The sequence below is a fragment of the Pedobacter sp. PLR genome, assembly GCF_026239675.1.
GTDB lineage: Bacteria > Bacteroidota > Bacteroidia > Sphingobacteriales > Sphingobacteriaceae > Pedobacter.
Genome location: NZ_JAPIVQ010000007.1, coordinates 327,243 through 351,860 on the forward strand (window position 1 = coordinate 327,243; position 24,618 = coordinate 351,860).

Genomic DNA, 24,618 nt, shown 5'->3' on the forward strand with positions numbered 1-24,618 from the left:
ATCTGTTAAAAAGCTGCACTTAAACCAATTGACCAGGTTTTAACACCAGGATAGGTTGCTCTCTGTGAAGCCGATTCAGGATCAAAATCCTTCAGGCGTTTATCCGCCATAAAAGTGAATGGATTGTTTGCACTACCATAAACCCTTAGGTTAGTCATTCCTAATTTTTTCACCATGAGCTGAGGGAAAGTATAACCCAATGTGATCGCTCTGATTCTGAAATAAGAGGCATTAAATAACCAGAATGAAGAAGTTTCATTATAGTTATGTTTACCATCACCAGAATTCAGGATGCGTGGGAAATCTGCATTTGCATCAGGATTTTCTGCTGTCCATCTATTTTCCCAGGCAGTCTTCACACCTGCACCATTGAAGAAAGGATAAGCCGCTTCTTCAGAGAAATAGGTTTGTACATTACCTACACCATAGGTCATTACACTAAAGTCGAAGCTTTTATAGTTTGCACTTAAGTTAAAGCCATAGTTCAACCATGGCACATCGTTACCAATAATGGTACGGTCGCCCGGATCCCATGCACCATTGCCATTCAGGTCTTTGTACTTGATGTCACCAGGTTTAGTATTAACAGTTTGGAAAGGATGGCTATCAATATCTGCCTGATCAACAAATAAACCATCAGCTTCATAACCATAGAATGAGCCTATCGAATTGCCTACTCTTTGAATAAATCTACCTTCCAGGAAGTCTTCCCCGGTTCCCAATGAAGTAATTGTGTTTTTAATTACAGAAAAGTTACCACCGATACTGAACCTGAAGTCATCACCAATCTTATCATTATAAGTCAGGCCAATCTCAAAACCTTTGTTTCTGGTAGAGGCACCATTCGACAATGGTAAACCTGTAGTCCCACCGACAAGTTCTACACCAATTGTGGCAAGACGGGGAATCCTGATTAACAGATCTTTGGTATCTTTAATGTAGTAGTCTGTTACCAGGTCTAGCTTTCCACCAAAGAAAGTTGCATCAATTCCAAAATCGGTCATGTATACTCTTTCCCATGTTGTGTTTGGATCAGGTAGTTTATTTTGATAAACACCCGTTTGAGGGTTCCCTTCAAAACTATAGGCATAGCCGGTTGCCAATAAATTGTAGTAGTTACCAACTCCTACCACTTCCTGATTTCCTAATGAACCATAAGAACCACGAAGTTTAAGATTATTGATCCAGCTGATGTCTTTCATGAAATCTTCTTTATTCACATTCCAACCCGCTGAGAAGGAAGGAAAAACAGCCTTACGCTTGTCTTCACGGAATCTCGAAGAATAATCGAATCTGATGTTTGCCTCCAAAAGGTATTTATCTTTGTAAGCATAGTTGAAACGACCAAAAACTGAGCGCAATGCCCATTCTGTTTGTAAACTACGGTTTGCTTGTCCGTCATCATCAGAACTTATATCTTCCGGATTGGTTGAACCACTGCCAACAGTAGTCATGTCATTGTTAGGGAAGTTTTTTCTACCCAGAAAAGCATTTCTACTTACGTTACTTTCCTGACTTGCACCAGCAGTAATTTTACCAAAATGATCTCCAAAAGTACGTTGATAATCTACTGTTCCCTGAAGCAATACCTCCTGACGCTTGCGCCAGTATTCCTTCATTTCATTGATCTTTACTTCTGTCGTTGCCATTGGCGCACCAGTTAGAAAATTGTTCACTGGTGTCATGGTATTAGTAAAGGACGATGAATTAGAATTGAAGTATTTTAAGGAAGCCAATCCATTAACCGTAAGACCTTCCAGTGGGGTTAAAGTTGCATTCACTGCAGTTTGCAGGTAATTGTCTTTATCCCATGAACGACCACCTTCTGCCAATTTACGTAATTGGTTATTTCCGGCAATGTTTGGAACAGCCACTCCATTGCTAATTGATCCCCATTGTCCATCAGACTGGCGTGCTACTGAAATTGGTAGCGCACGACTCAACTCTGTCCATGACAAATCTCCTCCCTGGCGGGAATAGTTCTGACTGATTAAGGAGATATTGGTTCCAACGGTTAATAAATCAGGGATAATTTTACTGTCTGTATTTAATTTGGCTACAAAACGATCTTGTTTTTTACCCGGAACCAACGATTCCTGATCCATGTAAGTTGCCCCTAAATAAGAGCTGGTAGTTTTTCCCGGAGAATTGATATTCAAACTCAGGTCTCTTTGCGGTGCACTTTTTCTAACCACCTGATCAAACCAGTCTGTATTTGGATAAAGGTCAGGCTGACTGCCATTTTTATACAATTCAATCTGGCTATCTGTAAACTGTGGTTTTCCACCACCGTTCACCAGGGCTTCATTATACATGGTTGCATAAGTTGCAGAGTTTACAAACTCAGGAAGATAAGCGGCCGACTGCCATCCGTAATTTGCATTCAGCTGCACCACTGTTTTTTCTCCTGAACCTCTTTTGGTGGTCACCAGGATTACACCATTGGCAGCTCTTGAACCATAAAGAGAAGCAGAAGCTGCATCTTTCAACACAGACATATTAGAAATGTCATTAGGATTCAAAGTAGCAAACTCCTGTGAAGTGGCAGGAATACCATCAATGATATACAAAGGATTATTTGCTCCACTTAAACTGCTTCTACCACGAATAGAAACTGTACCTGTACCATTTGCGGTTCCATCAGCAGAACGGCCTACATCGCCAGGGCGTTGTAAAATTGTTAATCCGGGAGTTACACCTTGTAGGGCATTCTGAACCGAAGTTACCGGTCTGTTTGCCAATGTTTTTGGGCTGATAGTGGCCACAGCACCAGTTAAGCTAGATTTTTTCTGTGTACCATAGGCTACTACTACAACTTCGTCCAGGTTATTTGACTCAGTTACTAAAGTTACGTTGATTAGTTTTTGATTGTTTACCGGAACTTCCTGCGGCGCGTAGCTTAGCATTTTGAATACCAACACACCGTCTTCCGGTACGCTGATGGAGAAGTTTCCGTTTGCATCTGTACTGGTACCACGTCCAGGTGCTGATTTTAAAGTTACTGTTACGCCTGGTAATGGGCCTTGACTGTCTTTAACAGTTCCTTTAACAACGATATCGGCACGGTTAGTCCTCACGTTGTTTTTTTGAGCCCGGGGCTTAACCGCAGCAATAGCATCCTGCACGAACAGAAGCATCACTGCCATTAAAACCCAGATCCCTGTGGTTTTAATTAGTTGGTGTTTTTTCATTATAAAATTTGGTTGTTTAGAAGTAATTTGAATCAATGTTACGTATAGTAATCACTATTTAAAGTACTTTAAAGGCGTTTGGTTTACGCAAACGGTTGTGCAGATCATTGCCGTCTAAAGAAATTAGCGGCAAATACTTGTTTTTTCATGAAAACCCTGTTTCCAGAACAATACGCTAACTATTTAACGATGAGCACTTAGCATGCGCTAAGAATGCAACGACATCAAAAACACTTTTATAAACATTTAATCTAAACGATAATCAGATATTAACGTCAAGCTCCTTTTGCGCAAACGGTTGTATAATCCTTCATGGTGTCTTAACCGGTCTTTTTGAAGCGCGGGATTCTCTTTTTGTTTTCTTAAGAAAACATCAGCGACAACGTGACAAATCTGAAATTATTGTGGAGCCTCCGTAATTAAAAACAGCGTTTAAACATATAATTTGGGGCAAATAAATTACCAGCCCTCTGCGTCTTAATCATTCGTGTTAGCTGACGGATTAAACCAATTAGTCAGGTATTCAATGTTATTATTCCCTACTTAGTGTAAAAATACAAAACAGATATTCAAGTAGTTAGCTTCAAAAACAGAGGTAATGACAATCTTTTGACATAAATAATTCTATTAAGACTACTTTTGCGCTCCTAATTATTTAGTTAATTAACATCTATTTAAGAAAAACACAATTATGAAAAAAGGATTACTTATCGCAGGACTTGCGCTTTTCGGAGCGGCAGCACAAGCACAAGATCTTAAGCCTGTTGCAGGTGACGTGACTACTGAGTTTGGTTTAACTGGTGGTATCAATGCTACTAACTTCAATTTGAATGATAACGCAGGCATGTTACGTTTCCGTTACTTCCAAAAAGAAAACCTTGCTTTCCGTTTAGGTTTCAACGTAAGCTCAAACAATGATAAAACTAACGTTTATGGTACAACTGCACCGTTTTTAGGTAACAAAGGTACCATCACTGAATCAGGTACTGAAGTAATGATCAACTTAGGTGTTGAGAAGCATTTCGCAGGAACTGCCCGTTTATCTCCATATGTTGGTGCTGACTTAATTTTCGGTACAACTTCTGGAAAAATTGAAACTGAAAATGCAATTTCAACTGGCCCTGGAAAAGGAACTTATGCAAATGATTTCTTCTCTACTAACAAATTAGCAAGCACTACTTCTTTCGGTCTTCGTGGCGTTATTGGTGCTGATTACTACATCGCAAAACGCTTATTCTTAGGTGCTGAAGCTGGTTTCGGTTTCGCTTATGAAAAAGATGGTAAATCAGAAATTTCAACTACAACCGGTGGTGTAACTGTTACTGATAAACATAAATCAGCAGGAAGCAACACTTCGATCAACCCAAGTATTATCACTGGTGTTCGTATCGGTTTCGCATTCTAAATAAAAAGCTGATCTGATCAGTTTAAAGGCTTGAAGGCGGTTTAAACAAGGTGATATTCATCTGGTTTAAACCGCCTTCTCTATTTTCAGGCTTATTTTGTGCTACCGGCTCTGCCTTACAGGCTCCTCATTCCGAGGCCTGTACTTCGTTCTGTTTAAAATTTACAAGCACCTTATTTCAGCCATTTTCTGAATACCTGAGCAATCTCTTCTTCGAGCACGGGTTTCGACAGGAAGTCGTTCATTCCGGAAAGGATACACTTTTCCCGCTCCCCTTTCACATTTCCCGCGGTTAACGCAATGATTGGCACATCTAACATATCCAGTTCGTTTCTGATGTATTGCGTGGCCTCGTAACCATTCATTTCGGGCATCTGAACATCCATCAGGATGAGGTCGGGTAGTTGTTTTTTACAATGCGCCAGGCACTCCAGTCCATTGGCCGCTTCATGAATCTGCGCCATTGGTACGATCCTTCTCACGATGGTTCTGGCGAGCAACATATTGATCAGGTTATCTTCTGCAATGAGGACATGAACCTGTTGCTGACTTCTCTCCATAGTTGTTCTTGAATTTTCCGTTCCTGTGCTGAACAAGTGTTTATTCATGGCCGGATCCACGCCCCATTCTTCTTCCTGCGCCTCTTCTACCTTCAGCAGGATGTCGAAGAAAAAGGTGCTGCCCTTTCCGGGACAACTGACCAGTTCCAGTTTGCTACCCATTAAACCCAGCAGCTGATTAGAAATGCTTAGCCCCAGGCCTGTTCCTCCGTATCTTTTAGTGGTAGAACCATCTTCCTGGGAGAAGGCTTCGAACACTTTATGATGTTTATCCGATTTAATCCCGATTCCGGTATCGACAACCTGGAAGCGAATGGCCATCATACCTTCTTCTATTGGTGATAGCGGGGCGATTTTAAGCGCGATCTCCCCTGTATCGGTAAACTTCACCGCATTACTGAGGAGGTTGATAAAAACCTGTCTGAGTCGAACCCAGTCCGTCCAGATGAACCGTGGTACCTTTTCGTCGATGTTCAATTTAATATCCAAAGCTTTCCGCTGCGCCTGATACATGTTGATATCAATGGCCTGGTTACCCATCTCATAGAGGTCGCATTTCTCGATTTCCAGTTCCAGTTTTCCGGATTCAATTTTAGAAAAATCGAGGATATCGCTGATGATTCCCAACAGTGCATTTGCCGATTCATTGACGATGGTCAGGTATTGCTCCTGAGTCGGGTTGAGCTTGGTTTTTAACACCAGATCTGTAAACCCAATCACGCCATTGAGTGGTGTGCGTATTTCATGGCTCATATTGGCCAGGAACTCCGATTTCGCCAGACTGGCATGTTCTGCCTGTTCCTTAGCCTTGTTGAGCTCTAAGCCTTGCCTGCTGCTCTCAGTGATGTCCTGACTAAAGATCATGATGCCACCAATCTTACCATCAAACTGATACCATGGCCGCAATTCCCAACGCAGGTACTGGTCATGATCCCAGCCTTCCGGCCTCCAGATGTCAATTTCATTTTTAATCACTTCTCCTTCAAGGCAGCGGTCGTGAATATCCCTCCAATGCTGGCTCAGGTCTGGCAGCACATCAAAATGTGCTTTCCCGTAAAGGTCTGTTCCCTGCAACTGATGCTCTTCCAGCCATCGGTTACTGACCGCAATATAATTGAGCTTGCTGTCCAGCATCGCTACTGCGGCGGGCGCATGACTCACAAAAGCAGACAATCTTGCTTTTTCTTCAGACAATGCAATTTCCGCCCGTTTTTTCTCATCTATATTCTGGCAGGTACCGTAAATGCGTTTGCAGACCCCTCTTTCAAAGTCGGACTGCCCCAGCACCCTTACCCAGATTTCCTTTCCTTTGCCGGTCTGAATGAGGAGCTCCAGATCCCAGGCTTCCCCGGTTTCAATGGCCCTCTTTACCGTGGCGGCTATTTTATCGCGGTGTTCCCCTTCTTTATAAAACATCAGGGTAGTATCCATTGCAGGTTCATAAGCGGGGGATACTTCATGGATTTGTTTGGTGATTTCCGTCCAGCTTAACGTTTGGTGGATCAGGTCAAGATCCCAACCTCCGATCTGCGCGAGTTCATTGGTTTGTTCCAGCATTTTGGTGGTCCTTTCCAATTCTCTTTCCAGGCGGTGTTTTTCGGTCACATCTATCGCATTCACGATCACATACTTTTTCCCGGAAAGGTCGTGTTCGACCACGTTATTATAGAACAATACCTTTGGGGAACCATCTTTATGCATGATGGTCATCAAGCCTGATGCTTTCCCGTTACGCTTAATCTCTCTGAGGTACTCCGCTACAAAAGGCTGCTGTTTCGGAAAGGTGAGATCGAACAAAGTCATGCCTGAAAGTTCGCTGGCAGTATGGCCCAGCAGTAAGGCTCCCGCGATGTTCACTGCGATAAAAGCGCCCTTCATATCATGTGTACACATCAATCCCTGAGAATTCTGAAAGAAAGAGCGCATATTATTTTCACTCAGCCGGATCTTTTCATCACGTTCTGATTCGACACTAATGTCTCTGGCGATGGCAAATACGTGTTCCGTTCCGGGTTCCGGTGTGGCGGTCCACTGGAGCACTTTATAATCTCCTCCGGCAGTTAAAAAACGGTTTACAAAGTTGCCTATGTTTTTTCCGTTACCAAGACTTTCCAATTGATCGAAGCTACTGACCAGATCATCCGGGTGAACCAGGCTTAGAAAGCTATGGCCCATCATTTGCTCAGGTTTCCAACCCAGCATCTTTTCAAATGCAGGATTGATTTTCTTAAAGTAGCCATCTAGTCCGGCAATACAGATCAGGTCGTTTGACAACTCATAAAGCTGGTCGAAATACCGATGTTCAGCCTTTTCCCTACGGTTGATAATCAAGGTCATGGCTTGCTTTGACAGCAGAACAAGTGCCTTTTTCTGCACCTCAGTCAGCACTTTCGGCTCCGGCCCAAATACGCAGAGGGAACCGATTGCATATCCGGAAGGATCCACCAGCGGATGCCCTGCATAAAACCTGATGTGGGGCCAGCCGGTCACCAATATACTATTGCTAAAACGGTCGTCTTTTCTTGCATCTTCTACTTCAAAGATGGCTTCATTTAGAATGGTGTATTGGCAAAAGGCGATTTCTTTGGCAGTTTCCGTTACGTCGATACCTTTTTTAGACTTGAACCACTGTCGGTCTTCATCCAGTAAGGCGATGAGTGAAACCGGGGCTTCACAGATCAGAGCCGCCATTTCTGTAATCCTGTCGAATTCAAATTCGGCAGGAGAGTCCAGAATCTGATAGCGTTTTAAGGCTAGCAAACGTTCCTTTTCCTCAATTGGTACACTGGGTATTTTCATAGAGATGAGCAATCTATAAGGACCAGAACTAAGGCCCTAAAACAAATATAACATTTACAATAAACAATCGATACGGGAAAAAGGTCCGGAAAGATGATTGTTTAATCAAAATATTTTCATTTTCAGCCATTAGAATCCTGTTCCGGCTAAAACAAAAACGCCTCCGGAATATGAATCCGGAGGCGGTTTTGTTTGAAATCATAGGCCTAAGCCAATAAATGAGGTCTTTCTTTGTACGTTTTCCAAAGGAATTCTCCGAATATGGTATTTGTCCAGGCAAACCATGCTCTGGTAAATTTCTTAGGGTCATTTTTATGGAAGGATTCATGCATAAAACCGGTGTCACCATGGCATTTCTGCAACATATCCAGACATAACTTAATTTCTTTGTCGTCGGAACTGGTTAGTCCTCTGGCAATGATACTCATTGGCCAGATCATGTCTTTACCGATATGCGGGCCACCGATTCCTTCCGCAGCCGTTCCTTTAAAGAAGAATGGGTTATCATCCAGCGAATGGATCATTTTGCGGGTATTCTGGTAGATCGGATCATCTGCAGAAACAGCCCCCAGGTATGGCAATGCCAGTAAGCTTGGGATATTGGCATCATCCATCATGTTGTAACTGCCCATTCCATTTACTTCGAAAGCATATACTTTACCATATTTTTCATGGTTAAATACGGCATATTTCTGAAGTGCGTCCTGTACTTCTTTGGCCAGTGCATCCAGGTCTTTAGCCGTTTGTTCATCTGCTTTTATTGCTCTAAAGATTTCCGCAGCCTGTTTTAAACTCACTACGGCGAAAAAGTTAGAAGGGACAAGGAAAGAGAAAACAGTAGCATCATCACTCGGACGGAAGGTAGAGCAGATCAGTCCTACCGGTTTTACCGGATAGCCATATCCCATCATCGGAACTCCATCGGTTGCCCATGAAGTATGGCGCTGAAAAGAGTAAGGTCCGTCGTTTTCTTTACGTTGTTGCTCTTTAAAGGTCTGTAAGGTCAGTTTTACTGAATTCTGCCAGTCGGTATCAAATGGAGTGGTATCCTTTGTTTCTGTCCAGTAACGGTAGGCCAGACGGATGGGGTAACACAGGGAATCGATCTCCCATTTACGCTCATGTAAACCCGGTTTCATGTCCGTTACGTCGTTTTTCCACTCCCCTTGTTTATTCGGGTCATTGTAAAACGCATTGGCATAAGGATCTTTCAGGATACATTTCACCTGATGGTTGATCACGCCGTTGACCAGGTTTTTTAAAGGTTTATCTTTTTTAAGGAATGGCAGGTAAGGCCATACCTGTGCGGTACTATCGCGAAGCCACATGGCGTCAATATCACCGGTAATCACATAAGTATCAGGCTTACCTCCTTTTTCTGTATAGGTTACGGTGGTATCTAAAGTATTCGGGAAACAGTTATTGAATAACCAGGCCATTTCTTTGTTTTTCACCTTAGCAGAAAACTCAGTAATCGCGCTTTCTACGGCTTTACTGCTGAAATGACGGGAAGCAAGGGGTACCCTTACCGTCGGAAAATCCGCTGCCAAACCTGAGGAAGCAGGTGTTGCAAAAGAAACCAGGTCGCTGGCCATTAACCCTGCTCCAAGGAGCCCTGCTTTTTGAATAAATGATCTTCTTCTCATTTCGAAAATATTTGGTTGTAATGATGCTATTTTAAAAAGGCAATATACTACAAAGATTCTAAACCACAATCCTTGGCTATAGCCCTTAAACGAAGATATAAATAGTTTTAGCAAAATAAAACGATTGTAATTTGCCGGAGCAGGGAAGCCTTAGTTTTGTTTGCGGATATTGATCTGGCGCTTGCGTTCGCGCAGCTCGAAAACAATATGTTCCGAGTTTTTATGGAGCAGATCAGCATTAAAAGTGTCTTCCAGCAGGCGGAAGTCCTCTTCAAACAGGTCAGTATTGATCCTCACTTTATAAGTATCCTGAGGGAGGTTCATGAAGAACCCGCCATTTTCGGTGGTTAGTGTGCTAAAGCTTTCTCCTTTGGAATTACTGATCATAATCCTGATGTTGCCGGGGCGAAAAACACGGTTAGAATGGGGATCTTTCTGCACATTCAGCTTTCCGGAAAGGTATTGGCTCTGGCGGAAAGGCAGGTAGAAACTGCTGTTCTGACGCACTTCAAAAGTCTGCTGAAAGCCATTTGCAGGTCTCCATCCTTTTATATTATTGACCTGACTGAGGTCTATGGTATAAGCGCCCGGAGGGATGTTTTTATAGGCGATTTCTCCCTTTTTATTCGTCAGCAACTGTTGTGAGGCAATCATCAGGCTGGCATCGGGAATCAGCTCATCACCGGTATCATAGATTCCATTGGCATTCCCATCTTTGAAAAGCTGCACCTTCATGGTTACAAAACGCCTGATACCAGGTAGTGGCACACGGAAGCTTTTGCGGATGCTGAGACTCATGTAGTCGGACCGGTTCCCAGGGGTGGCCCTTACATTTTTAGCGCCAAACACGCGAAAGGAAAGACCTTGATCGTTGAGGTTCAGACTAAGATCTCCCCTGGCCATAAACTCCGCAGCAGGCAGGGAATTGTCGCTGGTATAGTCCATTTGCAGGCGAAAATGGAAGAGTTCTTTAAAAAAAGAGCGTTCATAGTAAGGGGCGATTTGTAGTCGCCGCGTCGAATATCCGTTATTCAGGTAGTTGATGAAGTCGAAATAATAAGAAGGGCCATCGTCCAGACGGGCAAAGAGGCCATAGTTTTTAGTACTGAGCGTACCGTAAGCATTCAGGCTATATTTCCCGGATCTAACCACCGGATTCCCCTGGTTAACGCCCGGATTTCTTTGGTTGAAGGCTATATTCCCTTCATTTAAAGCATTCCAGTCCGTTTTTGACACATAGTTCCTCAGCATATTACCGGAAAAGCTGGCAGAGATTCCTTTTCCAATCTCCATTCCGGTGTTAAAGTTCAGCTTAAAAGAGTTGATGGGAAGGAGTTCAGAAGAAGAATGCATCTGGCTGACCATTGAGGTAATCAGCGTAACATAACCCCTCTTGTATTTCCAGCCTGTTTTTAAGCCGTATTCGGCAATTCTTCCACCCAGCATACGGTATTTTAAGCTGCCGGTATCTAATGCCGGATTCAATTGGCGCTCGTTATAATCGAACAAAACTCCGATCGAGCTTTGTTTAAATTGAAGGGTAAATTCGTTATTGGATTGGAGTAAACCGCGGTTGATGCCGGGGTAATTGACATCTGTAGCCGTTAAACCGAATCTGGCTGTAATCCGCGGACTATAATACTGATAGTTTACCCCGAAGCTACTGCCGTTTTTTCTGAATTGTTGTGCAAAGGATTGTTGCAGGGCTGATTGCTGCGCCCGACTATAAAATTCTTCCGTACTTAATCCTGCGCGTAATATCAGGTGATGGTATTTATTCCAGTTCAGCTCATAAGTACTCTTATTCAGGAAGCTGTTGATCTGGTTTTCTTTGTCGAAACTGGCAATGGTCTGGTTTTCGAGCTGCTGATTTCCTCCGAAATTAAAGGCCTGTGTGCCACTTAATATCTTTGCATCGCCGATACGGCTATTGATGCCTAATACTTCCGCACGATAGCCCCTACCATTATCATAAGCCAGACGTGCGCCGAGCCCGTCGATGAGGAATTCACCAAAATCAGATTGATCGCCTGCTGAAATCAGCCATTGCTTACTGCGGTAGCTTAAAAAGGCGTACCTGGAAGAGCCATCCACCTGGGAATTGAAGTTATCTGTTCTGTAATTAAAGCTGATATCGCGGCCTTTACCCAGATCCAGCTTCCCGTTGCTGTTTACATACAGGCTTTTCTGTTCATTGGTAACGTTTTGCGCCACAAACTCCAGGCTCATCGGAAAATTATACCATCCGGAAGGGTTTTCACTAAATACGGTTCCGAAAGTTGAGACCTTTTGCAGGAGCAGCTGGTTTTCTTTCTTTTTATCGGTAATCTGCAGGGTAAGTTCCTGATTCTTGAAATCGTCCAGCATTTTCGCGGCAAGGGCAAAGCTGTAGGTCAGCAAGGTATCCTTTCCGGCCGCCAGTTTAACGGTCCTGTTTTTTCCCTGATCCAGGCTGAGGGAGGTATTAACCAGTATATTCAATTCTTCTGCTGAATTGCCTTTATTACTCAGCAGGAGCTGGAAACTATGCGCTTTATGTGCTTTTGACAGGACAAGATTGGGCTTGAGCAGGGAGGCCCGCCACCTGGAATTAGCGCCCACAATGGCCATAAAAGGATATGTGGTCCTTTCCGGATCCCCGGACACCTGGAGAAACAACCTGACCGGATAAACACCGGAAGCGGATTGTATCCCTGCTGCCAGTCTTAATGGTAAACTAAGCGTTTGATTTGGTGCCAGCTCGAACACCCTTCTATTGTCGAACAGCAATTGCCATCCTTCCGGGACTTCCGTGGCTATAGTAAGTTTGCGCGTGCTGGCAGTGCTATTTCTCAGTACTACCGTGTTAAAACTATAGGTATTGCCGTTTTGTGTTACGGTATCTTTCCCGAAAGTAAGGTTCACAGATTGGCCACTGGCTGTTGTAACAAAGCCAGTGCAGTGCAAAACGAGGAAAATAAAGAAAGCCCTGTTAGTCAGGGCTTTCTTTATCAACAAAATGATGGTCACCTACGAATTCTTATTGGTTAGTCATGGTGTAAACTACGCCAATTGTGTATTCACCGGTTTGATACGTATAGCCTGGAACTGCTTTATAATCCAGGGTGAAGTTTCCGGTACCACGTGTTCCTGAAGCTACTGTAATGGCCGATCCGGTACTTGCAGGTAAGGCCTGATAAGTACCGCCGGTTTTACGGAGTTGCAATACAGAAGTTGCCATTGGAGAAAGATCAGCCACTTTACTGTTTGCTGTAGCAGCGTAAACGAATTCCGGTGCATTTGCAATGGCGGTTACTTTCCATAAATGGTTGGATTTATAGCTCATGGTGTTGGCTGCTGCCAGCTCAATACCACCTGCTGCATCATAGTTCGACAAGGCGTCGAAACTGAAGGTTTGCAAGGTTCCCGGGGTTAACGCCAGGTCAAACACTTCTTTAATGATGATCTTCATGTTTTGTGTGCGGGTTGCGTTGGTTCCTGTCGCTACCTGAGCATTAACTGTCACAACTGTTGCGCAAATTACCGCAATGCTTAGTAAAATTCTTTTCATGTAATAAGTTTGTTATACATTTATTGTACCGGGACTAGACAAATGGCATGCCACCAAAAACAGGTATATACACCTACGAATCAACCGATAGACGGGGAACCTCCCTTATCAGAACACCCCATATTGGGTATTTTTGGGGAATATAATGCTCAGTATAAAATTGTAGCTCTGAGTTAAAATCTACTGCTCTGCAATTGTGAAATAAAAATCCCCGACATATTCCTGAGTTTCGTATTGAAAGCCCGGCAAGGCCCTCAGGTCGAAAGGAACCGTGTATAAACCACGGTTATTCTGCACATAAAAAGGCGTATTGTTCTGCACATTGGTATAGGTTCCGGCGCTGGATGCTTTGATACCGATTACACTTGCCGGCATGGGCGTAGGCGTAATTTGCGGCGACAGGGTATTATTTGACACGGTTAACGTTAATTTCCAGGGTACGTTTGCCTTAACTGTTGCGGTGATCATCCCTGCTTTATAAATCCCATTGTCATAATTAGTTAAAGCGGAAAAATCAAAAACAGCACTGGTATTTGTCAGGGAGACATCCAATACTTTATAAAGCGTGATTGTACGGCTGGTACTGAGGTAACGTTGCGACTTTACTTCCGTAGAAAGGAAGACGCTAATCGATAGAAAATATATGATTATTCTGGAAAGTTTCATGTCAATAATGGCATAATCTGAAGTGAAATTTAAGGGTATAGTTGCCCGGGGCCTGCGCATAAGTGTTCATCCCGGAAAGGCCAATCGTAAAGAAATACTCATCGCCGGCGGCATTTGTTGCATTCGATCGCTGCGTCAATAGCTGATATGCCCCGGAAAGCGCCGGTGTGCTCAGCGTGATATTATTAGGCGTGTTGCTGCTAATGACAGTTGGCGTGACCGTGAAATTATTCAAAGGAATCGGCGTGGTTACACCGGAAGGCAAAGTCAGCTCTCCGGCTACATAAAGGCGGTATTTCCCGCCCTGTGACCGTACATTCACCCGCATATTGTTGCTATAAACCTGTGCAGTTTCGAATTGATTTAATGCATTCAGCGTAAATGCAGTAGCTATTTGAGAGACCATAACCACCTTATTTTGGGCGACAGTGCCTTTCTCCAGACAGGTCCCCGGATCAGCTGGTTGCGCCCGGGCCACAGTCGAAAAGCCCAGGCCGGTAAAAAAGACAAAAACACAATACCATTTCATAATGCCATCTCAGAATATGGCGGCAGGATTGCAAAAATCGACCCAAAGTCAGCAACGGTTTTTTCCAGTATCCTTTAGCATCATTATTGCAAGAAGTCCGGGAAATATATACCCTACAAAAATCTCCTTTATGAAGCAGATGCGATGCTTGCTTATTTTAATCGTTTGCCTGTTTAGCTTTGCCGGCATCAGCCAGGCGCAACGGGTCAACATCAACCCAACGCAATTGAATTTCAATGCCGCGGCAGGGGAAACCGCCAGTCAGACCCTCACTATTTCCAATGTTTCAGACGAGAAACAGGTGTTCCAGCTTTCTATTGGTGATTGGCTGCGCGACAGCCTCGGTAACCATAAATACATGCCTTCAGGGACCTTAAAGCGCTCTTGCTCCCCATGGATCAGCCTCGAGAATCCTTTTATTGAACTGGAAGCCCGCAGCGCAAAAGATATCCGCATTACCCTGGTGGCACCTGCCGATACTGCTCAAATGAACGAGATGAAATGGGCCATGCTGTTTATTCAAAGTGTGAAAGAGCAGCTTCCCGGCAAAAAGAAAAAGGGAAAAGTGAATGCCGTGATCAATGAGATTTTCAGGTTCGGGATTCACATCTATCAGGTTCCTCCGGGGGTCCATAATTATGCCGCGAAAGCCATTTCTTTGCGGGAAGACAAGCTGGTGAAAGGCCTGTACAACTTTACCATGGAAAATACCGGCAACATCAACCTGCAATGCCATGCCCACCTGGAACTCACCAATATGGAAACCGGTGAGGAAATTAAGCTGGAAGCTACCGAATTCCCGATCTTTCCGGATGCGAAAAGAACGATTCCACTTCAACTACCGGCGAACCTTAAAAAGGGCCGTTATTCCGTCCTGGCTTTATTAGAATACCATGAAGATCTGCCTTTAGAGGCTATAGAAATGACTGTTGACGTTAAAACTTAAATCCGATAGAGAGGTACATTCGCCATGGATTGCGCTCGAAACCATTGGTTTTGGCGACTGCAAAATTAATCGGCCCAATAAACGACATATAGCCTAGTTTTGCGCCGTAACCAAAGAGATAATCATTGTCGAATGCAACTTTAAACGGATTCAGGCCTTGATTTTCCCAGGCCAGATTGACCTGTGGAGTCAGATAAAAGTTGGCTCGCAGGTTGTATTGCAGGGCCAGCCCAAAGCTGGTCACATTGGAAACACCGAACTCCCCTCTTTTTAACCCGATAAAATTACTTTGCCCGATGTCCTGACGCGGATCTATCCCACCCATTGAAAAATTCGCGTTTTCATACATGTAATTCGAGTTAAAGCCATATCTATCCGAATAATTAAAGCCCCAGGTGGCGCTGGCATTCAGTGAAATCCGCCTGCTCAGCCTTGCTACATAGTTTTCATTCAGGAAAAACCGGAACACATTTCCCGGCAAACCACCTTCCGGTGGATTGAGGAAATCATAGATCAATTGCCCTTTTTCATCTGTTGAATCCGGCAATTTGGTACTGATCCGGTTGTTGATCAGGTATTTTCCCTGAACAGTCAGCATATTCCCCCGTTTTGGAAAATAGAGGTGATCTAAAGTATTTTGCCTGAACAACAACGCGATGGCCTCATTGCTATGGCGATAGAGGGTACGAATATCATTTCCTTCTCCAAAGAAGCGTTTGAAAATATTTGGCCCTCTTTTGATGGCTTCATTCTCATTGCTCAGGCTCAGAGAGATTGCACTGGAACGCCCGAAACTATAGCCAAGCGCGACTTCAGTATTCAGGGTGTTGTTGAAGTAGTTTTCATCAGAAATCAACCGGTAGAGGATGGAATTGTTCTGCAGTGCCTGGTAGTTGAAAGCTGTTTTAAACCACAGTCGGTTACCGTCGAGGAATTTATAGTAGTCAAAACGAGCTTTGAAGCGCTCAGAAAGGTCTACGGTGGCCAGTAGCCTGGATTTCCTTAAGAAGATATTCCGGTAAGTATAATTGATGATCAGGCCGGCGCTCTGTTCCGTATCGTAATGTACGGCAGCTTTAAACACCCCTGGCTTACCTTGTTTGAGCCTCATATTGAGCGTCAGACCGGTATCTGCATTGTTTTCAAAAGTGTAATATACCTTATCAAAAAACTGGGTTCCGAAAAGATCGGCCACCCCTTCGTTCAGGGCTTTCGCTTTGATGGGTCTTCCTGTTTTTAATCCGAGGCGGGAATTGGCGAATTGCTCCATCACCGGCAGGTCCAAAGGCTGGCCTTTATCATTCTGATAGACGATTTTTGTAACGGGTAAATTGGGGTCTTTTACGACTCTGGAAACGCTGTCGAGATGGTATTTCTTTTGATCTTCTGCGATTTTGATCAGCTGAGGCAGGTATCTCCTTGCTTCCTGCTCGCCGATTTCGATGATGCGCTTGTTTCTGTAGAAATCCGCAGCAGAGAAATCACTCAGCGCCTGGGTAAAGTCGACCACCACATCTGCCAGTGCCTCTTGCTTTCTGGAGTCTTCTACCGACCTGAACGCATGGGTCTGATAGATGAGTTTCATTGGGTTTTCAATTTCTTTTTCGCTGAAGAGGCGGAAGCCGGTATAGCCGCCAATCACGATATCAGCCCCCACATCCTTCACTTCCTGCACCGGAAAATTGCGTTCTAAACCTCCGTCTACCAATAGACGTCCGTCGATGTAAACGGGTGCAAAAGCTGCCGGAATGGCCAGTGTAGCCCTGATCGCCAGTGGCAAAGAGCCTTTATGCTGTAAAACCAATCCACCATTTACAATATCCGAAGAGGTGATCGTGATGGGTATCGGGAGTTTATTAAAATCGTTGATGTGTTTGGCGGAATAGGTTAACGTATTCAGGATTTCTGACATGTACTGCCCTTCTATCATGGCACTGGGTAGCCTGGGTCTGCCGCCCAACACCGGAAATTCGATCATGTAGTTATCATACTCGTCTTTTTCCTCAATATTGATTTGCCTTAAAGGGACTTTATTGCTCAGTACCCTGCGCCAGTTGATCCTTAGCGCAATCTTTTTCAGGGTATCAGGGTGATAACCCATTGCGTATAAACCGCCGAAGATACCTCCGGCACTGGTTCCGGAAATGTAGTCTATTTTGATCCCCAGAGAGTCGATCAGCCTTAACAAACCAATGTGCGCCATTCCTTTGGCGCCACCCCCACTCAATGCCAATCCTATTTTCGGTCGGCCGCCATCTTTTGCTTTCGTTTGAGCAGTTACCGTATTGCAATTGGCGCAATACAAGTAACATAAAAACGATAAGCAACAGACAACTCTCTTGAACATAAGCTTTTCATTTGGGATTCCTAAATATCAGAATTTTAATACTGAAAAAGCGAATCATTAAGTTAAACAGGCCTGAAACAGCCAGATTAACCATAAAGCAGGGCGATAGTTAATAAAAAATTAATACAATCCGTTCCCTGACACAACATCATTTGCTTCTTTTTGCAGCTTCAATTAACACAAATATGTGCGGGGAAAATGACTTGATCATTCAGGATTTAATTTCAGGCAGCGACAAAGCTTTCGCTGAGGTTTACCGTAATTACCATGCCCAGGTCTATACTTATTTGCTGCGCCGTACTTCATCGGTAATGATGGCAGAAGAATTACTCCAGCTCAGCTTCATCAAGCTTTGGAAAAATGCCGGCAATTTAAATCCCGGACTCCCCTTAAATGTCCAGCTATTCCGTATTTGCAGAACGGTAATGATTGATGAAATCAGGCGGCAATCCACTATTAAAAAAACGGAGACCTTTTATTTCGAACAATTTCAGGAAAGGAGCAGCAGTAACGAAGCCTTAACCTCCCAGCTCAGCAAGGACATCCATACTGCCCTTTCGGAACTCCCTCCTGCCAGAAAAAAGATATTTGAGCTGAGCAGACTGGAGGGATATAGTCATAAAGAGATTGCAGAAACCATGTCCATCTCTATCCGTACGGTGGAGGATCATATTGGAAAAGCGCTTAAACTTTTACGCAGGAAACTTCGCGACAGCATCCTGTTATTCCTGTAACCTCTAAACGGCCATGTTAGCCTATTGTTAAGGAGATTAAGTTTCTGTAAACAGCCCGTGTAAGTCCGTTTTGCTTCGTATTCCCTATACAATACGACAAACATGGATCAGCAGCTGCTAAAAAAATACCTTCAAAACCAATGTACTCCTGCAGAAGCAGCAGCGGTATACCAATCCCTTCAGCAACATCCGGAACTCCTGGATCAGTTGCTGCCTAAGGAAGAATGGGACCTGGCAGGGCAGCATGCTGAGCCTGCAAAAAATGCGGCGGCGATTTTTTCCCGGATAAAGCCGCGACCGACCGTCCGGATGCGAATGGAGTACTGGTCGCAGATTGCCGCAGTATTTGTTTATGCAGTATTGACCGCACTCAGCTTCCAATACCTGATTCCAACAGAAAAAAGCCAGCCGGGCCTCGTTCAACACGCAAAAAAAACCCATCAGGAAGTCTACCTGAAAAACACGGGTAACCATATCCAACAGTTTCAGCTGGAAGATGGAAGCACCGTTAAGCTGAGCCCTAACAGCAGTTTACGGTATCCGAAACCCTTTCCTGCGCAACACCGGCAACTGATACTCAGCGGGGAAGCCAGATTTGATGTGGCGCCCGACAAAAACCGTCCTTTCAGTGTTTTTTCCTCAGGGATAAAGACCACTGCGCTAGGCACCTCCTTTCTGGTACGGGCATGGAAAGGAAACAAAGCAGAAGTACGACTCTTCCATGGGAAAGTACGGGTAAGCACCGGAGCTTCTGCCAAAAACAAGGCCTTCAAAGCGGTTATCCTTTACCCTGGTGAGCGCTTCCAATACCTTTCCGGCCAGATCCTGGTGGAACGGTTCAGCCCGAAAAGGCAAGCCCTGCAAAAATCGAAAAAACCCGTAGCGAAAGCCACGGCAGCCATGATGGTTGGCGGCATCCTTGAGTTCGACAAAACGCCGTTACCACAAGTCTGCGCTGAACTTTCTGAACGATATGGCCAGCGCATCAACTGCGATCAGGTCCATAAACAAATCCTTTTAACCGGACAATTCAATGAAAGTGATACCCTGAAAGCTATTCTACACAAGATTGCGCGCTTAAACAACTTAAAAATAACCCTGAATGCAGACGGTTCTTTCCTTCTCAGGGAGGAAAGTTCTGTACTGAATATTGAAAAAACCAATTAACAAACTAAAAATTATGCAGTTAAAATTTACCCGGCTATTGAATTGCCATTGCAATAAATGGCTGTTCCTATTGCTCCTGATTTCAGGCCTCAGCGGAAGCGCGCTGGCACAACAAAAAGGCATGGTTACCGGATCTGTCAATGACGACAAAGGGCTTCCTTTAGTCGGCGTATCCGTCCAGGCCCTGAATGCGGGTACCTCATTTAAAAAAAACACTTCCAGCGATAGCAATGGACTGTTCAGCTTTACAGACCTGCCATTAGGCAAAGGCTATTCCTTCTTACTTACTTATATCGGTTTCCGTACCCAGCACCTCAAAAACTATGAGCTAAAAGCCGGCGAGAAAATCACCTTACTGGTAAAAATGCCCGAAGATCTGAGCGACCTCAACGAGGTGGTTGTGGTGGGTTACGGCACCCAGAAAAAGGTAAACCTTACCGGGGCAGTGGCCAGCATAGACGCTAAAACATTGGAAGACCGTCCCATTGCCAACATCACCCAGGGGCTACAGGGTGCTTCTCCAAACCTGAACATTTCCTTTGGAGATGGCAGACCAGGAGCAGCTGGTAAGATCAATATCCGGGGCTTCACCTCTATCAACAGCGGTAAAACAGGTGGCGAACCGCTGGTACTGATTGACGGGGTTCCCGGCTCCATCAATAGCATCAACCCAAGAGATGTGGCCAATATTTCCGTCCTAAAAGACGCGTCTTCCGCTGCTATTTACGGTGCAAGGGCAGCCTTCGGCGTGATTCTGATCACCACCAAAAACGGGAAAAACGGAAAAACGAGCATCAGTTACAGCAATAACTTCGGCTGGTCCACTCCCACTTCAAGCACCGATTTCATGACCGATGGTTATGATGCGGCGATGATGAACGACCAGGCATTTCTTGCCGCGGTGGGCGATACCTATACCAAGTATACCGATGAAGATTACGCGTACCTGCTGAGAAGAAAGACCGACAAAAGCCTTCCGGATTACATCATTGACAATAGAAAGGGAAAAGACCAATATGTCTATTATGGCAATACCGACTGGTGGCATACCGTTTTCCGTGACACCCAAACTTCCATGAACCACTCCTTAAGCATCTCTGGTGGCGGAGAAAGTTCAGATTTCCTGATCTCCGGACGCATGTTCGAGCAAAACGGGATGATGCAGCTCAACCAGGATAAATATAGTACCTACAACTTAAGGGCAAAAATCAATACTAAAGTCAACAAATGGCTGACTATAGGAAATAACCTGCAATTTAATGCTTCCAACTACGATTATCCGGGATGGGGTGTCAACAGCAATTTTGTATCCGTATCCGTACATGCGCTACCCTCCTATTTACCGGTTAACCCGGATGGAACAGCGACCTACCGGACGGAATTAAACAACTACACCATAGGTGATGGTATTTTCGCAGACCTGTTGAATGGCAAGTCAAAAGGAAATGAAAAAAAACAGGAGTTCAGCAATCTCTTCAATGTTGCTGCACAAATCACCAAAGACCTGTCTATCAAAGGAAATTACGCTTATACCTACAATCCATACAGCATCTGGAACCGCAGAACACAAGCGCCATGGTCTATCTTTCCAGGAGTTATCAGTCAGTTCGGCTTTGACCAGCTTTCTGAAACCAATTACACCAAGCAGGCACATGTGCTTAACCTGTACACGGATTACAATAAAACCATTGGACAGCACACTTTTAAAGGCTTATTGGGCTACAATCAGGAACTCAACACCTACAAAAGAGTTTTTACACAAAGAAAAGACCTGGTCTCTCAGGACCTCAATGATCTGGACCTGGGATCGGGGGATATTGCTGCAGGTGGAGGCGCCGATGAATACGCGCTATTGGGTACCTTCTTCAGGTTGAACTATGACTATGCCGGAAAATACCTGTTGGAGGTTAACGGCCGGTATGATGGCAGTTCAAAATTCCCTCCGGGCAAGCGTTTCGGATTCTTCCCTTCTGTATCTGCTGGCTGGAGATTAAGTCAGGAGGCCTTTTTTGAACCTTTAAAAAGCAGCATCAACGAGCTGAAGTTTCGTGGTTCTTATGGTTCCTTAGGCAACCAAACGGAGGCCGCCAAATATGGCTACATCGAGCTCCTGTCCCGTGGCACGATGGATTACATCATCAATGGAAAGAAAACGGAATACCTGGCTACTCCGGCACCGATCTCTAATAACCTCACCTGGGAAAAAGCAAGGTCTGCCAATTTTGGGGTAGATGCCGGATTCTTTGACAACCGTTTAACGGCTTCCTTCGACTACTATGTGCGAAATACCATCGATATGTTGACCAGCGGAAAAACCGTATCCAGTGTATATGGCTCCTCTCCACCAAGAGAAAATGTTGCCGACCTGCAAAGCAGGGGATGGGAACTTGCGGTGAACTGGACCAGCAACGGGAATTTAGCAGGAAAACCATTCCGCTGGAGTGCCGGACTAGGCCTGTCAGACTACAATGCAGAGATCACCAGGTTTGACAATACAAACAATCTGCTGAGCAACTATTACGTCGGACAAAAGATCGGGGAGATCTGGGGCTATCGCACAGATGGCATTTTCCAAACCGATGCCGAAGCAAAGGCCTACCCAATCAACCAGGATTATGTAAACCAGCAAAGACTGCGGGCACCGGGCGACTGGTCTAAACTAGCTGCCGGAGACCTGAAGTTCAAAGACCTTAATGGCGATGGCGTGGTAGACAACGGCCAAAACACCTTAGCGGATCATGGAGATCTGGAAATTATTGGAAACTCCCTTCCCCGCTACTCTTTTGGCATTAATGCCGGTGTTACCTGGGGTGATTTTGACCTTTCGGCCATCTTCCAGGGTGTTGGAAAACAACAATGGTATCCGGGAAATAATGCGGATAAATTCTGGGGTCCTTATTCCCGCCCCTATTACTCCTTCGTACCAAAAGATTTTATGGTTGATGTCTGGACTCCGGAAAACCCGGATGCTTACTTCCCAAGGTTAAGGGGCTATGAAGCCTTAAATGACCGTGGATCACTGAATGTAAAAAACGATCGTTACCTACAGGACCTGGCCTATATCCGTCTGAAAAACCTGACCATCGGTTATTCACTCCCGGAAAATCTGGTTAAAAAGTTAAAAATCGGCAGGGCAAGATTTTACTTCAGCGGCGAAAACCTCTTCACTTTCACTAAGCTAAGAACGGATTATATCGATCCGGAGCAGGCAGCCGGAGATTACAACAATGCTGCAGAAGATCCAAATGCCAGAGTATACCCTTTTAATAAGATGTATTCCTTCGGTTTAGACGTATCCTTTTAACCTATAATCTGAACAAAAATGAAAATTTACCCGATATATATCCTTGCCCTTTGCCTGCTGCTGACCTCTTGTAAAAAAGGCTTCCTGGACAGGCAACCACTATCTTCGATTTCTCCTGATGCCTTTTTCAAGACGGAAAGCGACCTGAACCTATACACCAACTCTTTTTATTCTACCTTTCCATCGGCAGAAGGGATTTACAATGAAAGTGCAGACAATGTGGTCAAGTCCGACCTTGGCGAACTGATTACCGGAAAGCGCACGGTACCCATCTCCGGAGGGGGCTGGAGCTGGTCTGAGTTAAGAAACATCAATTACTTCCTGGAAAACTACGATAGGGTGATGAGCCCGGCTGCAGGGAAAAAATATGCCGCTACTGCACGCTTTTTCCGAGCCTATTTCTATTTTGATAAGGTCAGCAGATTTGGCGATGTACCCTGGTATTCAGGTACGATCAACATCAATGACGAAGGTGCTTTATCCATGCCCCGCAGTCCACGTGCCTTAGTGATGGACTCGGTTCTTGCCGATATTGACTTTGCCATCGCCAATATGGATGCGGGCAAGAATGTCGAGAAAGTAACAAAATGGACTGCGCTGGCCCTGAAATCAAGGATCTGCCTGAGCGAAGGAACCTTCCGGAAATACCATCCTGAATTTAACCTGCCTAATGCAGACCTGTTCCTCAAAGCAGCAGCAAGCGCAGCCAATACCCTCATGACTACAGGTCCGTACAGCATTTACAAAAGCAGTCCGGAAAAAGCCTACCTGGAGCTATTCTCTTCTAAATCTTCGATAGATCAGGAAGTTATTCTGGGCAGAAGGTTCAGCGCCGGTTTACAGGTATTCCACAACCTAAACTATTATACCATTACGGCCTCCTACGGCAGACCCGGCTTAAACAAAAGTCTGGTCAATACCTATCTGATGAAAAACGGCAGCAGATTTACGGATCTGCCGGGTTATGAGAAGATGGAGTACTTTGAGGAGGTTCAAAACAGAGATCCGAGGTTGTCACAAACCATCCGTACGCCCGGTTACACCCGCATCGGCAATACCAAAGTTCTGGTTCCTGAATTCAGCGCCAGCACCACAGGTTACCAGCTCATCAAATTTGTCACCTCCGAGGCAGGAGATTCCTTTAACAGATCGGAAAACGACATGCCAATTTTCAGGATGGCCGAGGTGCTGCTCAACTACGCTGAAGCAAAAGCGGAATTGGGAGAAGCTACTCAGGCAGACCTGGACAAATCCATCAAGCTCCTTCGCGATCGGGTAGGCATGCCCAATCTGGATCTTGCCTATAGCAATGCAAACCCGGATCCTTACCTTGCTGATCAATACCAGCATGTAAATGCGGCAAACAAGGGGTTAATCCTGGAAATCCGCCGCGAGCGACGCATAGAGCTGGTGATGGAAAGCTACCGTTGGGCGGATCTTATCCGCTGGAAAGAAGGTCGTTTAAATGCACAACCTTATAAAGGCATGTATTTCCCGGGCCCTGGAAAATATGATCTGGATAAAGATGGCAAGACCGATATAGAAATCTATACCGGCACAAAACCTACAGGCACCGGCATCCAGTTTCTGAAGCTTGGCAGTGAGATCATTCTGGAAAACAACACCAGTGGAGGTAATGTGCTGATCAATCCGAATACCCCGAAAACCTTCCGTGAAGACCGGGATTACCTTTTCCCACTTCCTATAAACGAGTTACTGTTAAATAAAAACCTGGTACAAAACCCAAACTGGGAAGGCCGAAATTAATTTAAAA

The 24,618-nt window shown here is 44.8% G+C and carries 14 protein-coding genes; 6 read left to right on the top strand and 8 right to left on the bottom strand.

Annotated elements, in window-relative coordinates:
- Positions 1-5: 5 nt before the first annotated feature.
- Positions 6-3,191: a TonB-dependent receptor gene (locus tag OQX61_RS18810; protein WP_265843341.1), complete on the bottom strand. Its 3,186-nt coding sequence runs from the start codon at positions 3,189-3,191 to the stop codon at positions 6-8.
- Between the two features lie 691 nt (positions 3,192-3,882).
- On the opposite strand from OQX61_RS18810, the gene OQX61_RS18815 reads away from it, so the two are divergent.
- Positions 3,883-4,596: an outer membrane beta-barrel protein gene (locus OQX61_RS18815; protein ID WP_265843342.1), complete on the top strand. Its 714-nt coding sequence runs from the start codon at positions 3,883-3,885 to the stop codon at positions 4,594-4,596.
- A 173-nt stretch (positions 4,597-4,769) separates the two neighbouring features.
- Here OQX61_RS18815 and OQX61_RS18820 read toward each other — a convergent pair whose 3' ends face one another.
- The 6 genes from OQX61_RS18820 to OQX61_RS18845 all read right to left on the bottom strand — a co-directional run bounded on the left by OQX61_RS18820 (position 4,770) and on the right by OQX61_RS18845 (position 14,346).
- Complete coding sequence (locus OQX61_RS18820; protein WP_265843343.1) at positions 4,770-7,955, bottom strand: PAS domain S-box protein; 3,186 nt, start codon at positions 7,953-7,955, stop codon at positions 4,770-4,772.
- Positions 7,956-8,161: 206 nt separating this feature from the next.
- Complete coding sequence (locus OQX61_RS18825) at positions 8,162-9,601, bottom strand: glycoside hydrolase family 125 protein (protein ID WP_265843344.1); 1,440 nt, start codon at positions 9,599-9,601, stop codon at positions 8,162-8,164.
- A gap of 150 nt (positions 9,602-9,751) precedes the next feature.
- Positions 9,752-12,505, bottom strand: a complete 2,754-nt coding sequence (locus OQX61_RS18830; protein ID WP_265843345.1) for an NEW3 domain-containing protein — start codon at positions 12,503-12,505, stop codon at positions 9,752-9,754.
- Between the two features lie 115 nt (positions 12,506-12,620).
- A complete protein-coding gene (locus tag OQX61_RS18835) occupies positions 12,621-13,151 on the bottom strand; it encodes a hypothetical protein (RefSeq protein WP_265843346.1) in 531 nt (176 codons plus the stop codon).
- Positions 13,152-13,331: 180 nt separating this feature from the next.
- Positions 13,332-13,817 (bottom strand): hypothetical protein, encoded by a 486-nt coding sequence (locus tag OQX61_RS18840; RefSeq protein WP_265843347.1) that lies wholly within the window; start codon positions 13,815-13,817, stop codon positions 13,332-13,334.
- A gap of 1 nt (position 13,818) precedes the next feature.
- Entirely contained in the window at positions 13,819-14,346 is a 528-nt protein-coding gene (locus OQX61_RS18845) for a hypothetical protein (protein WP_265843348.1), read from the bottom strand.
- A gap of 1 nt (position 14,347) precedes the next feature.
- Between OQX61_RS18845 and OQX61_RS18850 the strand changes: the two genes are divergently transcribed.
- Positions 14,348-15,292, top strand: coding sequence for a hypothetical protein (locus tag OQX61_RS18850; protein WP_265843349.1), 945 nt, complete (start codon positions 14,348-14,350; stop codon positions 15,290-15,292).
- Here the strand turns inward: OQX61_RS18850 and OQX61_RS18855 are convergent.
- A complete protein-coding gene (locus OQX61_RS18855; RefSeq protein WP_265843350.1) occupies positions 15,282-17,639 on the bottom strand; it encodes a patatin-like phospholipase family protein in 2,358 nt (785 codons plus the stop codon). The genes OQX61_RS18850 and OQX61_RS18855 overlap by 11 nt on opposite strands.
- A gap of 185 nt (positions 17,640-17,824) precedes the next feature.
- On the opposite strand from OQX61_RS18855, the gene OQX61_RS18860 reads away from it, so the two are divergent.
- The 4 genes from OQX61_RS18860 to OQX61_RS18875 all read left to right on the top strand — a co-directional run bounded on the left by OQX61_RS18860 (position 17,825) and on the right by OQX61_RS18875 (position 24,611).
- Entirely contained in the window at positions 17,825-18,373 is a 549-nt protein-coding gene (locus OQX61_RS18860) for a sigma-70 family RNA polymerase sigma factor (protein WP_265843351.1), read from the top strand.
- Positions 18,374-18,475: 102 nt separating this feature from the next.
- Positions 18,476-19,540, top strand: a complete 1,065-nt coding sequence (locus OQX61_RS18865; RefSeq protein ID WP_265843352.1) for a FecR domain-containing protein — start codon at positions 18,476-18,478, stop codon at positions 19,538-19,540.
- A gap of 13 nt (positions 19,541-19,553) precedes the next feature.
- Positions 19,554-22,844, top strand: coding sequence for a TonB-dependent receptor (locus tag OQX61_RS18870; protein ID WP_265843353.1), 3,291 nt, complete (start codon positions 19,554-19,556; stop codon positions 22,842-22,844).
- 18 nt (positions 22,845-22,862) lie between these two features.
- Positions 22,863-24,611 (top strand): RagB/SusD family nutrient uptake outer membrane protein, encoded by a 1,749-nt coding sequence (locus tag OQX61_RS18875; protein WP_265843354.1) that lies wholly within the window; start codon positions 22,863-22,865, stop codon positions 24,609-24,611.
- Positions 24,612-24,618: the final 7 nt, after the last annotated feature.

Coding starts and splice junctions, on each gene's coding strand:
- OQX61_RS18810 (WP_265843341.1), bottom strand. CDS start 3,191: ATGAAAAAACACCAACTAATTAAAACCACAGGGATCTGGGTTTTAATG.
- OQX61_RS18815 (WP_265843342.1), top strand. CDS start 3,883: ATGAAAAAAGGATTACTTATCGCAGGACTTGCGCTTTTCGGAGCGGCA.
- OQX61_RS18820 (WP_265843343.1), bottom strand. CDS start 7,955: ATGAAAATACCCAGTGTACCAATTGAGGAAAAGGAACGTTTGCTAGCC.
- OQX61_RS18825 (WP_265843344.1), bottom strand. CDS start 9,601: ATGAGAAGAAGATCATTTATTCAAAAAGCAGGGCTCCTTGGAGCAGGG.
- OQX61_RS18835 (WP_265843346.1), bottom strand. CDS start 13,151: ATGAAAAGAATTTTACTAAGCATTGCGGTAATTTGCGCAACAGTTGTG.
- OQX61_RS18840 (WP_265843347.1), bottom strand. CDS start 13,817: ATGAAACTTTCCAGAATAATCATATATTTTCTATCGATTAGCGTCTTC.
- OQX61_RS18845 (WP_265843348.1), bottom strand. CDS start 14,346: ATGAAATGGTATTGTGTTTTTGTCTTTTTTACCGGCCTGGGCTTTTCG.
- OQX61_RS18850 (WP_265843349.1), top strand. CDS start 14,348: ATGCCATCTCAGAATATGGCGGCAGGATTGCAAAAATCGACCCAAAGT.
- OQX61_RS18855 (WP_265843350.1), bottom strand. CDS start 17,639: ATGTTCAAGAGAGTTGTCTGTTGCTTATCGTTTTTATGTTACTTGTAT.
- OQX61_RS18860 (WP_265843351.1), top strand. CDS start 17,825: ATGTGCGGGGAAAATGACTTGATCATTCAGGATTTAATTTCAGGCAGC.
- OQX61_RS18865 (WP_265843352.1), top strand. CDS start 18,476: ATGGATCAGCAGCTGCTAAAAAAATACCTTCAAAACCAATGTACTCCT.
- OQX61_RS18870 (WP_265843353.1), top strand. CDS start 19,554: ATGCAGTTAAAATTTACCCGGCTATTGAATTGCCATTGCAATAAATGG.
- OQX61_RS18875 (WP_265843354.1), top strand. CDS start 22,863: ATGAAAATTTACCCGATATATATCCTTGCCCTTTGCCTGCTGCTGACC.